Raw genomic sequence first — 13196 nt, forward strand, 5'->3', positions numbered from 1 at the left:
TAGATTACAACCCAAGAACCTCTTCTAAATATAAAGCAATACCATCTTCTTCGTTCGTTAACGTCGTATGGTTTGCGAGTGATTTTAATTCAGGGATGGCATTTCCCATTGCGATGCCATGACCAGCAAATTCAATCATTTCAAAATCATTATCTTCATCACCGAAAGCGATAATGCGCTCTTGTGGAATGTTGTAATGACTAGAAATTTTTTGTAATCCAACTGCTTTATTTAATCCGCTTTTCACAATTTCAATAATCGGCCAAGGTGCGCCCCATTTTCTATGGTCGATTACTTCCGCATGCATATCCGTTAAATGTTGACGAATTGCAGTAGAATGCTCGTCATGTGCGTCAATTAATAAGCAAGTTGGATGATCGTTTAAAATATTTAATAAGTCTCCGGTAAAAATCTTAGGAGAGCCGAATTCGAAAATATGTTTTTTATCTTCATCAATTTCACGAACATACACATCGTCCATTACTTCCGCGTATATATTTTTTACGCCAAAATCAAAGCAAGCTCGGACAATTTCTTGCGCTGTTGCTAGCTCAAGAGGAGAGTGATGTGTTCCCCAGTTTGAATCAAGAGGATGATGTACGTAAGCGCCGTTAAAGTTTACGATAGGTGTGTTAAGATCAAGTTCTTTATAGTAATCGTAACTAGCACGGAATGGACGTCCTGTTGAAATAACAACAATATGTCCCTGTTCCTTTGCTTTTGCAATTGTATGTTTCGTTCGAGTGGAAATTATTTTGTTGTCTGTTAATAAAGTGCCGTCTAAGTCTAATGCGATTAAATGTTGTTTGTTCATAATTTCACCTCTTATAATAATTTTTTGTATCTATCTGTATTTCCGTTTTTAATATGCAGAAATAAGAGGTTAGGCTCGGTGAAATCACCATAGATGGAAATTTCACTATATATCCATCTTACGTCTCAAAGTGCTGTGGTGTCTACTATTTATCGTTGGAAATTAAGAAAAGTCAACATCTTTTTAGAAAGTTCAAACAATGTTTCTTTCATTATGTACAAATTGTGAAAAGGGTTACATTGCTCGTGTGGTGAGGCATATAATGAACATGTAATCTTCTCGTATATGTTTGACTCTCCTTTGAAACTAGCCTAGAGTAGGTTGGTTTCTTTTTTTTTCTACAAGTAGGAAAGAAATCCCTGCTTACGCTTGTGTCATTCATATATATGTACAAGAATGAGATGTAGTACTGTTTCCTAAACATGACAGAAAAGCTTTCTTTTAAAATGGATATACTAATGAGGCAAGACGTCATGGAAGGAGAATGAAGATGGGACAAAATCGCAGGTTTCGTTCTGGACAAAAAGCGCCGAATGATGGCATTTACGTAGAAATTGGTGAAACGGGAAGTATGGTGAAAGATCCGCAAATGGTGAAATTAACTGCCGGTGAAAAGTTTCCGGATAACACGAATCATAACCGCCAGTGGACATATAAAAGAAAACCGTAACAGAAGCCGCAATCATTATTGCGGCTTTTTTGTCGTTACACATTGTAATTTCATTTACCGTATTTTTAGCAGTATAATGAATGCTCTCTTTTTCTTTTTCAAATAATAAGTTTGAAAATACATAGGCAAAATTATTGTATAAAAAAGTCAGTTGGCGTATAATCAAATCAAAGGTCAAAGAAAGTCAAACTTTTGGAGGGCTGTAAAGATGGACTTAAATCAAATGACAACAAAAACACAAGAGGCGATTATGAGTGCCCAATCTTTAGCGGTATCTCATCATCACCAAGAGGTGGATACTGTTCATCTATTACTTGCATTATTAGAAGAGCAAGATGGATTAGCAGTACGTATATTTCAAAAAATGAATGTTGATATAGAAGCATTAAAGCAAGGTGCTGAAAGTTTAATTAAAAAGAAACCTTCTGTAACGGGGAGCGGTGCAGAAGTTGGAAAATTGTATGTAACGAGCGCTCTGCAACAACTGCTTGTAAGAGCAGGGAAAGAAGCAGAAAAACTGCAGGATGATTACATTTCAGTAGAACATGTGTTGCTTGCTTTTTCTGAAGAAAAAGGCGATATAAATCAATTATTTACAAGATTGCATATTACGAAAGATAACTTATTACAGTCTTTAATGACAGTTCGGGGGAATCAAAGAGTGACGAGTCAAAATCCAGAAGCAACTTATGAAGCGTTAGAAAAATATGGTCGTGATTTAGTGGCGGAAGTGAGAGCAGGGAAAATTGATCCTGTAATCGGCCGTGATAGTGAAATACGACGTGTAATTCGTATTCTTTCACGTAAAACGAAAAACAATCCGGTTTTAATTGGGGAGCCAGGTGTTGGTAAAACAGCAATCGTTGAAGGGCTAGCACAGCGTATTGTGAAAAAGGATGTACCTGAAGGATTGAAAGATAGAACGATTTTTGCGTTAGATATGAGTGCACTCGTAGCTGGTGCGAAATTCCGTGGTGAGTTCGAAGAGCGTCTGCAAGCTGTATTAAATGAAATTAAAAAGAGTGAAGGACGCATTTTATTATTCATTGATGAACTTCATACAATAGTTGGAGCTGGTAAAACAGAAGGAGCCATGGATGCAGGAAATATGTTAAAACCGATGCTTGCGCGTGGTGAACTGCATTGTATCGGGGCGACGACGCTCGATGAATATCGCAAATATATTGAGAAAGATCCAGCGCTAGAAAGACGTTTCCAACAAGTATTAGCAGAAGAACCAACTGTTGAAGATACAATTTCAATTTTACGTGGATTAAAAGAACGCTTTGAAATTTATCACGGTGTAAATATTCATGACCGTGCGATTGTAGCAGCGTCAGTTTTATCAGATCGATATATTTCAGATCGATTCTTACCTGATAAAGCAATTGACCTTGTTGATGAAGCGTGTGCAACAATTCGTACAGAAATCGATTCTATGCCAACAGAATTAGATGAAGTAACGCGCCGCATTATGCAGCTGGAAATTGAAGAAGCGGCTCTTGGAAAAGAAACGGATCGTGGTAGCCAAGAGCGTCTAAAAACATTGCAACGTGAATTATCGGATTTAAAAGAAGTTGCAAGTGGTATGAGAGCGAAATGGGAGAAAGAAAAAGAAGAAATTCACAAAGTTCGTGACTTACGTGAACATTTAGAACGTCTGCGTCGTGAATTAGAAGAAGCAGAAGGTAATTACGATTTAAATAAAGCAGCCGAACTTCGTCACGGAAAAATTCCAGCAATTGAAAAAGAGTTAAAAGAAGCGGAAGAAATGGGCGGGCATAATAAACAAGAAAATCGTTTATTACGTGAGGAAGTAAGTGAAGAAGAAATTGCAGATATTGTTTCACGCTGGACTGGTATTCCTGTTGCGAAACTCGTGGAAGGTGAACGCGAGAAATTATTACGCTTAGAGCAAATCTTATCAGAGCGTGTTATCGGACAAGAGGAAGCAGTAAGCCTAGTGTCAGACGCAGTTCTTCGTGCTCGCGCTGGTATTAAAGATCCGAACCGCCCGATTGGTTCTTTCATCTTCTTAGGACCAACAGGTGTTGGTAAAACAGAACTTGCAAAAACGTTAGCCCAGTCTTTATTTGATAGTGAAGAGCAAATGATTCGCATTGACATGTCTGAGTATATGGAGAAACACGCAGTGTCACGCTTAATTGGTGCACCTCCTGGATATGTAGGATATGAGGAAGGCGGTCAATTAACAGAAGCGGTAAGACGTAAACCATATTCCGTTGTTTTATTAGATGAAATTGAAAAAGCACATCCAGAAGTATTCAACATTTTATTACAAATGTTAGATGATGGACGCATTACAGATTCGCAAGGTCGTACAGTGGATTTTAAAAATACAGTTATTATTATGACTTCAAATATCGGATCTGCTCATTTACTAGATGGATTAGAAGAAGATGGTTCGATTAAAGAGGAATCAAGAGACCTTGTAATGGGGCAATTAAGAGGACATTTCCGCCCTGAATTTTTAAACCGTGTTGATGAAATTATTTTATTCAAACCTCTTACAACGAATGAAATTAAAGGCATTGTTGATAAAATTGTAAAAGAACTACAAGGTCGTCTAGCTGACCGTCACATTACAGTAGAATTAACAGATGCAGCAAAAGAGTTTGTTGTAGAAGCTGGTTTCGACCCAATGTACGGAGCTCGTCCGTTAAAACGATACGTACAGCGTCAAGTGGAAACGAAATTAGCACGAGAATTAATTGCAGGAACAATTACTGACAATAGTCACGTAGTTGTTGATGTAGAAAATAACGAATTAGTCGTTCATGTGAAATAAAAATAAAAAAGAGTTCGGATAAAATCCGGACTCTTTTTTTAGTGTTGTTCTACTGGCTCGTTTGGAATTGCAGCTGAAATTGCTAGTACTAACACAGCAAGAACAACTGAGAAAATAGACGCTTGGTTAAAGTCGTATGTACCGCCAGTCATAGAGCCGATTACATAGCTCATCATATGTACAAGTAAGAACGACCAAATTAATGCCCAAATGAAACGCATATTTTACACCTCTATTCGTTCAATCTGTCCTTATTGTAACACAATTGAAAAAAGAATATAGAAAAATATTTGTAGATTTTTCAACGCAAATTTGCATTCCGTTCATACATTATAAAAGAGTACTTTTATATGTTTAGAAAATAAGGCGGGGGAAAAATGAGTATTACGGAACGTTTTTTTTACTTAGAAAAAGAACCATGTGTCATTTATTTACCGGAGAAGCCAAATGGATTTTCTGTTATGCTCCTCGGTGATTATAACTACTTTATTGAGAATGGTACAAGTTTATGGACACAACATGCGGGTAAATCTTATTTTTTACATGGTCTTATTGAACAAGGCTACACGGTCTTTTCCTCTAATTTATACGGAAGACATTGGGGAAACGATCAATCTGTTCGTCTGGCAAAACGTTTATATGATGTTGTTTTGAGAAAAGAGACGTTAAATGCGAAAATGCACATTATGGCAGATGGTATGGGAGCGCTTGTAGCACTTGAAATGATGAACAAATATCCTGAATGTATTCGTTCTGTTGTTATGCTAAATCCGTGTTTAGATTTACCGGAATATGTAAGTTTTGAGAAAGAGCATAAATTTTTTTACAAGAGACTCGTGAAGGAATTAAGTTTGGCGTATGATGCCAAAGAAGAAGAATTAGAATCAAAAATAAATAAGAAATCATTTACGCTTCTTCCATCTTGTGTACCTGTTAAAATTTTCGTATCAACACAAGAAAAAAGAGGAAGAAAACAGCAGTTGCGTAGATATGAGAAAATGAGGCAACTAAATCAATGTGATACTTCTGTCTTGTTCCATCTGCAAGATGTGAAATATAAAATGGTTAGGCAAACGACTGATTTCTTTAAAAAATATGAAGAAGAATTATGAAGCTCCCATATACATAAATGAGGAGCTATTTGTTTCAGAGGGAAAGGGTTGGTGGTATGGAACGCGTGCTGATAATAGGTGCACTTACGTTTGTAGGTTATCACCTTGTAAATAAAATGATTGCAGAAGAAGTGGAAGTCTATGGTCTTGATTTTGATGAATTCGATAGTATGACCAAAATTAATGAAGAGAAGTTATTATTAATTGGGCGAAATGCGTTATTTACGTATTATTCGATAAGAGATGAAGATGGATGGAGATCGGTTGAGGAAGAGAGATTCGATACTGTTTATTTTTGCTTATATGAGCCAAATCAGCAAAGTGGATTTCGGAATGAAAGAGTCATATTACAATATTTAAAGCGAATTATAAGAATGTGTGAAGAACAAAAAGTGAAGTTAAATTTAATTTCTTCTATTGAAGTAGGCAGTACAGATGAATCCGAAAATAAGCGCCTATTTTTGAAAGTAGAAGAAGGATTGAAAAAAGGGAATTTACAATATAGTGTATTTCGAGTTCCAACATTATATGGACCGTGGCAACCGTCCTTTATGATGTTTCATCAGCTTATTTTATCAGAATTAGTTGAAAAAGAGTGGCGTTGTACGATTGAGGAAAAGGGGAATGATTTACTTTACGTTGAAGATGTATGTGAATACTTATGGGAACATGGAACGAACGGGGCGCATCTTGGTATATACAATTTACTTAGTGGTAAACAGTCATTATGGGAAAAAGGTATGAATCTTTTACGCGCGGATGATAAAGTAAATAAAAATAATAACGAAGTAAGAGATGAGGCTATCGAAGTAATTTCAATAAAAAGAAATACTCCGTTAGAATACGGTTTAAATAAGCAACTGGCACACATGAAAAAATATAAAGAGTTATACGAAGGGTAGTACGCGTGTTACACTATTGTATGTGAAAGTTTTAATGGAGAGGAAGAGTATAATATGAACGAAAAAAGCATGCAGTTTTTACAAATCGCAATGAAGCATTTACCGGAAGCAAAGGCAATTTTAGATGATAATGGAATTGCACTTGATATGGAGAAGGCACAGCCGGTGTTAGAGTTGTTAATGAAAGTTATGAACGAAGCTTACGAGCTTGGGAAAGCAGATAAAGAATAAAAAGCATCTTTTTAAGATGGAAGAGAGGCCCGAACCGTGGATAGAAGCGGTCAGGGCCTTTTTTATTCTCGCCTGGGGGAAAACCAGAGATATGAAGAGGATAAAGGAAAAGTAGTGAGGAGAACTGTCTAGTTTAGAAGGAAAGTAGATAAAGAATAAAAAGCATCTTTTTAAGGTGGAAGAGAGGCTCGAACTGTGGATAGAAGCGGTCAGGGCCTTTTTTATTCTCGCCTGGGGGAAAACCAGAGATATGAAGAGGATAAAGGAAAGGTAGTGAGGAGAACTCTCTAGTTTAGAAGAAAAGCAGATAAAGAATAAAAAACATATTTTTAGATGGAAGAGAGGCTCGAACCGTGAACAGAAGGGTTTGAGTCTTTTTATATTTGAGAGGTATGTTTCTGTTTCTTTTAATGAAAAATAAAGTGGATAATGCGTTAGCTTTCTGTTTTATGCGAAATATATTCTAGACAAAAATACATTTATGTTTTAAAATTAGTACCAAGTCATAATAATTGATATAAAACGGAGGGCTGCGATGTGAACGTGGGCATTTTAGGGATCGGAAGATATGTGCCAGAAAAAGTAGTCACAAATCACGATTTAGAAAAAATAATGGATACATCCGATGAATGGATTCGTACGAGAACGGGAATTGCAGAAAGACGCATTGCCGATGATACAATAGATACTTCATATATGGCCGTAGAGGCTGCAAAAAAAGCACTTGAAGATGCAGGGGTTAGCGGAGAAGATATCGATCTTATTTTAGTGGCGACAGTAACACCAGATCGTGCGTTTCCAGCAGTAGCTTGTGTCATTCAAGAAGCGATTGGAGCGAAACATGCAGCTGCAATGGATGTAGGTGCAGCATGCGCTGGTTTTATGTACGGAATGATTACAGCGCAGCAATTTATTCAAACGGGGACTTATAAAAACGTATTAGTAGTTGGTAGTGATAAGCTATCTAAAATTGTAGACTGGAATGATCGAAATACAGCGGTATTATTTGGAGACGGAGCCGGTGCTATCGTAATGGGAGCAGTTTCAGAAGGAAGAGGCGTTCTATCTTTCGAATTAGGTGCAGACGGAAGCGGCGGTAAGCATCTATATCAAGACGAGTATGTTATGATGAATGGCAGAGAAGTCTTTAAATTTGCCGTTCGTCAACTTGGTGAATCTTGTCTTCGCGTGCTGGATAAGGCTGGTCTTACAAAAGAGGATGTGGATTTCTTAGTACCGCATCAAGCGAATATTCGTATTATGGAATCTGCAAGAGAGAGATTAAATTTACCACAAGAAAAAATGAGTATGACAATTGAAAAGTTTGGTAATACATCAGCTTCTTCAATTCCAATTGCAATGGTAGAGGAATTGCAAAATGGACGTATTCAAGATGGTGATTTAATTATACTTGTTGGTTTTGGTGGCGGATTAACATGGGGAGCAGTCGCTCTTCGTTGGGGTAAATAAGGACTGAGAGAAAAAAAGGAGTGTATTTTGTATGGAAAAAAAGAGGGTCGTAATTACAGGACTAGGAGCTGTTACACCGGTCGGAACAGATGTTGAAACAGCATGGGAAAACATTAAAAAGGGTGTATCTGGAATCGGACGACTTACAAGAATTGATCCGGAACTATTTCCAGCAAAAGTAGCAGCGGAAATTAACGACTTTGAAGTCGAGAAATATATTGATAAAAAAGAAGCGCGCCGTATGGACCGCTTTACACAATATGCAGTAGCAGCAGCGAAAATGGCAGTTGCAGATGCAAAGCTTGAAATTACAGAAGAAAACGGACCTCGAATTGGTGTATGGATTGGATCAGGTATTGGCGGTATGGAAACATACGAAGAACAATTTAAGATTTTTACTGAGAAAGGCCCACGCCGCGTGAGCCCATTCTTCGTACCGATGATGATTCCGGATATGGCAGCAGGTCAAGTATCAATCGCAACAGGAGCAAAAGGAATTAACACTTGTTCTGTAACGGCTTGTGCATCTGGTGCAAACTCAATTGGTGATGCATTTAAAGCAATTCAGCGTGGTGATGCTGATGCAATGATTACAGGCGGAGCAGAAGCACCGCTAACAAGTATGGCATTCGCAGGATTTAGCTCAGCGAAAGCATTAACATTTAATGAAGACCCAGCAACGGCTTGCCGTCCATTTGATAAAAACCGTAGCGGTTTTGTAATGGGTGAAGGCTCAGGTATTCTAATTCTTGAAGAATTAGAGCACGCATTAGCGCGTGGTGCTCACATTTACGCGGAAATTGCTGGTTATGGTGCAACTGGAGATGCGTTCCATATTACAATGCCTGCTCCTGGTGGTGAAGGCGGAGTGCGTGCAATGCGTCAAGCTTTAGCTGATGCAGGCCTACAGCCAGAAGATATTGATTACATTAATGCGCATGGTACAAGTACGGATGCGAATGAAAAATATGAAACGATGGCAATTAAAGAAACTTTCGGTGAGCACGCGTATAAAGTAGCGATTAGCTCAACGAAATCAATGACAGGTCACTTATTAGGAGCAGCTGGTGCTGTTGAAGCGATTTTCTCTATTAAATCAATTACAGACGGAGTAATTCCGCCAACAATTAACTATGAGACACCAGATCCAGAATGTGACTTAGATTACGTACCGAATCAAGCGAGACACCAAGAAGTAAATGCAGTATTAAGTAACTCATTAGGATTTGGTGGTCATAACGCAGTGTTAGTATTTAAATCGTATAAATAATAGATGAAATAAGGAGTTTTTTCGCAATATATTGCGAAAAAACTCCTTATTTATTTTTACGCCTTTTTCTCCTGTAGCATATACATAAGAAAAAGGAGGGATAAAGATGGGGATTGTTGAAACAGCTGAATGGCTACATTTATATTATGGGCGGCCAGAAAAACTTTGTGAGAAATTTACGAAGTATATTCCGTTGCCAAAAGAAAGGTTGTATCGCTTTTTAATTTCAAAAGGGATGTATCGCCCGATCATGCGCGGAGAAAAGGAAATTAAAGAATTAGAGGAAAAGGAAATTTGGAAAGAATTGAGCCTGGAGTATGATAAACTGAAAAACTGGTTAAAAGGTCCAGATGTCCCTGTCTTTATTTTATTATCAGATTCCTATAATCGAACTGTACAAGAAGAGTATAACGGTAGGGCTGGATTATCTATGCGTCATGTTATTTTCTTATTCGTATGTGGACGGAATTCGGTAGAAGAATTAAAAGTGTTATTAGCGCATGAATATCATCACATATGCAGGTTACATCAAATTGAGACGAAAGAAACAGAATATACATTACTTGATACGATGATTATGGAAGGGCTAGCTGAACAAGCAGTAACAGAAAGGTATACAGAAAAAAACAATGCACCGTGGACGGCGTATCTTTCAAAGGAAGAGGCTATTTATTATTGGAAAAATATTGTACATGAAAGAATAAGTATAAAACGAGGAACAAGGGAACATGACATCTTATTAAATGGCTTTCACTCTTATCCGAAGATGCTTGGTTATGCGCTTGGATTTCATATTGTCAAAGATTGTGTAACTTTGGAAGGAGAAGATACACTTTCTTTATTATCTATAGATGCAAAAGAAATATTGAATAAAGCAAGTACATTTCATATATAAAAAAACAGGAGTTCTATTTCCTGTTTTTTTAGTATTAATAGAAGAAAAAATAATAATTAGAATATATTTCCTCAAGTGGAATAAAGTTAAGCAAAAATGAACATAATGATTGGTACAAACAGTAGTGAAGTGAGGGGTAGTGAATGTTATATCTACATGATGTATGGGTAAATTGGTTTGAAGGTGAAGAAAATGGGTATAACGTTTGTCATTTTTACGAATGGCGGAAAGATGATACGATTGAGCTATTAGATCAAGTGCCATTATTAAAAGTAGATGCCACATTATATCATTACATCGAGAACGAATTGTTAGAGCTTCCGCAAAAAATGCTGGAAGACGTACATCATAAGGCTTATATTCGTAAAAATCATGAACGTTTGCAGCAAGAGTATTGCTTTGTTGTTACAGATGGAAAAGGAATTATTGCGATTGACACAATTGGTTACAATGTACCAATTCGCAAAAGCAGACTTATACCACGCCAAGAGCAGATGGTATATGAGATGGTAGAAAATGTACAAGCAGAAAAGTATGAGTTCCAAGTAGAAGAAACAGAAAAAGAACATCACATTTTATCACCATCGCCTTTCATTATGAATGGCTTGACTCGTAAAGAAAGACAGCTAAAACAATTATTATTTATGGCGTTAGATCAATTACATACAACGAAAAATACAGCAGAAATTCGCTATTGGTTCACAGAGTGGGATCCATCAGCATATGGAATGGTTCAACATATGGAATTTGAAGATATTTGGGTTAAGCTGTATGATGAAGCGAAAACAGGCTGGTCTGATAAGCATGAACAATTATGCGAGCGTCTCGTAAAAGGACAGCCATTTTTTGAAAAGTTATGGGAAATGGAAAATGAGCAAAAGGTAAATTAAAAAACCGCCAATTGGCGGTTTTTTAATTTGTTGTAACTTAGCTTCGGCGGCAAGCTCTTCGTGTCTAACAACCTTCCGCATAAGAAGACAAAAAGCGTCTTCTATGCGAAAGAACCTTAGCCAGTCAGAGCTGAACGAGCCGCCTTCGCTTTATATAAGTTACCTACGTTTTCTGCTTAGTCCCATTGCGTTTTCTACTTTGCGTAGTTGTTTGAATGCAACGCGGTTTGCTTTTTCTGCACCTTTGTCTAGAATTTCGTCTAGTTCTGGTGAGTTGATTAGTTCGTTATATTTGTCTTGGATTGGACGAATTGCTTCTACGACTACTTGCGCTAGGTCGCCTTTGAAGTCGCCGTATCCTTTTCCTTCGTACATTGCTTCAATTTCTTCAACTGTTTTTCCAGAGAATGAAGAGTAGATTGTTAATAAGTTAGAGATACCAGGTTTGTTTTCTTTATCAAATTTCACAATACCTTCAGAGTCAGTAACAGCACTCTTAATTTTCTTTTCAATTGTTTTTGGTTCATCAAGCATACTGATCATTGATTTTGGATTCGGATCAGATTTACTCATTTTCTTCGTAGGTTCTGTTAATGACATAACGCGAGCGCCTACTTTTGGAATACGAATTTCAGGAATTGTGAACACTTCACGGAAGCGTTTGTTGAAACGCTCTGCTAGGTCGCGTGTTAATTCCATATGTTGCTTTTGGTCATCACCAACTGGTACGATTTCAGTGTTGTAAAGTAAAATATCAGCAGCCATTAATGGTGGATACGTAAGTAATCCAGCTGGAACTGAATCTCTACCCGAAGCTTTATCTTTATATTGCGTCATACGTTCTAATTCTCCAACGTAAGCAACAGATTGCATGATCCATCCTAATTGAGCGTGTGCTGGTACTTCTGATTGTACAAATAAAGTAGCTTTTTCAGGATCGATGCCGCATGCTACATAAAGTGCAGCAAGACTGCGGATGTTTTTACGAAGTCCGACGGGATCTTGAGGTACTGTAATCGCATGTTGGTTTACAATACAGAAATAACAGTCGTGTTCATTTTGAAGCTCTGTAAACTGCTTCATTGCGCCTAAATAGTTTCCAAGTGTAATCGTTCCACTTGGCTGAATACCAGAAAAGATAACTGACATAAGTAATTCCTCCTAAAATTGAATGCGTGATGGGGGGGAGAGAAGGCAAACAAAAAAGCCCATTCATCCCAAAAACTATAGGGACGAATGGACCGCGGTACCACCCTAATTATTTCACTACTGTGAAATCTCTCTAATCCATAATAACGTTAGGATATAACGCCAAAGCCTACTACTTTCGGTTCGGTTTGGTGCTCAAAAGCCCATTCCATACTGTACAATTACTTGTTCACACCAACCACAAGCTCTCTGAAATTGCCTCAATATGTACTCTTCTTTATCATCGCATACATATAAATTTATTTATTGTTACTTGAGCTCTTTTAATATGAAAGAACTAAAGTTTTATAACAAAATGTTTTGCTGATTATTATATCATATGGGATAGTGTTTGCAAACTACATCAAAATAGTAAAGCTAATAAGGGTCGAGAACAACCCAAGGAAGATACCTGTAATACAAATTGGATATGTCCATTTGAATGAATATGTTTTATAAATACGTTCTTTCTTATCTGTAGGTTCCTCGACTTCTTCAATTAAAGAGTCAATCTTTTTGTTCGTACCAAATACTCTTTGGAATGCGTAAATGGTTACATTGAAAAAACCATTTTGAAATATGTATAAAAAACCGCCGATAAGAATAAAAAACAGTGCAATATAAAACAAAATGTTGACAAAGTTCAACAAAAATTGAGATGAAATGAGGAATGCACCAATACTAGAAGCAATCATCGCTATAAAAATTAGTATACAAGTATGAAAAAAAACTTTATTCAAAATATTCCCCTCCGTCAAAATATTACTAGAATTATTATACTATAAAAGCTATAATAAGTACTAGGATTAATTTTTTGAAAATTATACGCAATTAAAGGTCTGATTTTAAGATGATGGTAGCAATGTTAATGTATCCCTTTACGAAAAATTAAAAATATAAATATTTTATTAAAAATTTTAACAAAAAAACAAAAAACTATATTCA

The 13196-nt window shown here is 36.9% G+C and carries 13 protein-coding genes and 1 other annotated feature; of the genes, 9 read left to right on the top strand and 4 right to left on the bottom strand.

All coding sequences use genetic code 11. The annotated features are described in order from the left end of the window. Positions 1-4: 4 nt before the first annotated feature. On the bottom strand, positions 5-814 hold the full coding sequence (locus HFD78_RS01855; RefSeq protein WP_001041232.1) for a Cof-type HAD-IIB family hydrolase: 810 nt from the start codon (positions 812-814) through the stop codon (positions 5-7). Positions 815-1304: 490 nt separating this feature from the next. On the opposite strand from HFD78_RS01855, the gene HFD78_RS01860 reads away from it, so the two are divergent. Both HFD78_RS01860 and clpB read left to right on the top strand, forming a co-directional pair. After that, a complete protein-coding gene (locus HFD78_RS01860; RefSeq protein ID WP_000531421.1) occupies positions 1305-1484 on the top strand; it encodes a YjzC family protein in 180 nt (59 codons plus the stop codon). Between the two features lie 208 nt (positions 1485-1692). Continuing rightward, positions 1693-4293 (top strand): ATP-dependent chaperone ClpB, encoded by a 2601-nt coding sequence (gene clpB / locus HFD78_RS01865; RefSeq protein WP_000365405.1) that lies wholly within the window; start codon positions 1693-1695, stop codon positions 4291-4293. 38 nt (positions 4294-4331) lie between these two features. Here clpB and HFD78_RS01870 read toward each other — a convergent pair whose 3' ends face one another. Beyond that, positions 4332-4514, bottom strand: a complete 183-nt coding sequence (locus tag HFD78_RS01870) for a YjzD family protein (protein WP_001211116.1) — start codon at positions 4512-4514, stop codon at positions 4332-4334. Between the two features lie 156 nt (positions 4515-4670). Between HFD78_RS01870 and HFD78_RS01875 the strand changes: the two genes are divergently transcribed. The 7 genes from HFD78_RS01875 (at position 4671) to HFD78_RS01905 (ending at position 11063) form a co-directional block, all read left to right on the top strand. Then, positions 4671-5405 carry a lipase family protein gene (locus HFD78_RS01875; RefSeq protein ID WP_000028691.1) on the top strand — a complete coding sequence of 245 codons (735 nt, stop codon included), beginning with the start codon at positions 4671-4673 and terminating at the stop codon, positions 5403-5405. A gap of 29 nt (positions 5406-5434) precedes the next feature. Beyond that, positions 5435-6307: an NAD-dependent epimerase/dehydratase family protein gene (locus HFD78_RS01880; protein WP_002102826.1), complete on the top strand. Its 873-nt coding sequence runs from the start codon at positions 5435-5437 to the stop codon at positions 6305-6307. A gap of 54 nt (positions 6308-6361) precedes the next feature. After that, positions 6362-6538 (top strand): ComZ family protein, encoded by a 177-nt coding sequence (locus HFD78_RS01885; RefSeq protein WP_001986215.1) that lies wholly within the window; start codon positions 6362-6364, stop codon positions 6536-6538. A gap of 537 nt (positions 6539-7075) precedes the next feature. Further along, a complete protein-coding gene (gene fabH / locus HFD78_RS01890; protein ID WP_001100533.1) occupies positions 7076-8008 on the top strand; it encodes a beta-ketoacyl-ACP synthase III in 933 nt (310 codons plus the stop codon). 31 nt (positions 8009-8039) lie between these two features. Then, entirely contained in the window at positions 8040-9278 is a 1239-nt protein-coding gene (gene fabF, locus HFD78_RS01895) for a beta-ketoacyl-ACP synthase II (protein ID WP_000412656.1), read from the top strand. A 106-nt stretch (positions 9279-9384) separates the two neighbouring features. After that, positions 9385-10173, top strand: coding sequence for a DUF2268 domain-containing putative Zn-dependent protease (locus HFD78_RS01900; protein ID WP_000513275.1), 789 nt, complete (start codon positions 9385-9387; stop codon positions 10171-10173). Between the two features lie 143 nt (positions 10174-10316). Beyond that, a complete protein-coding gene (locus HFD78_RS01905; protein WP_000966128.1) occupies positions 10317-11063 on the top strand; it encodes a YjbA family protein in 747 nt (248 codons plus the stop codon). Between the two features lie 159 nt (positions 11064-11222). On the opposite strand, the gene trpS is transcribed toward HFD78_RS01905, so the two are convergent. Both trpS and HFD78_RS01915 read right to left on the bottom strand, forming a co-directional pair. Continuing rightward, positions 11223-12212: a tryptophan--tRNA ligase gene (gene trpS / locus HFD78_RS01910; RefSeq protein WP_000110985.1), complete on the bottom strand. Its 990-nt coding sequence runs from the start codon at positions 12210-12212 to the stop codon at positions 11223-11225. 76 nt (positions 12213-12288) lie between these two features. After that, positions 12289-12505 (bottom strand) — a binding site (T-box leader). A gap of 105 nt (positions 12506-12610) precedes the next feature. Beyond that, on the bottom strand, positions 12611-12991 hold the full coding sequence (locus HFD78_RS01915; protein ID WP_001044997.1) for a DUF3899 domain-containing protein: 381 nt from the start codon (positions 12989-12991) through the stop codon (positions 12611-12613). Positions 12992-13196 lie beyond the last annotated feature (205 nt).

Origin of the sequence: Bacillus sp. EKM501B (assembly GCF_011800505.1) — a bacterium.
In the GTDB taxonomy this organism is placed as follows: Bacteria; Bacillota; Bacilli; order Bacillales; family Bacillaceae_G; genus Bacillus_A; species Bacillus_A cereus.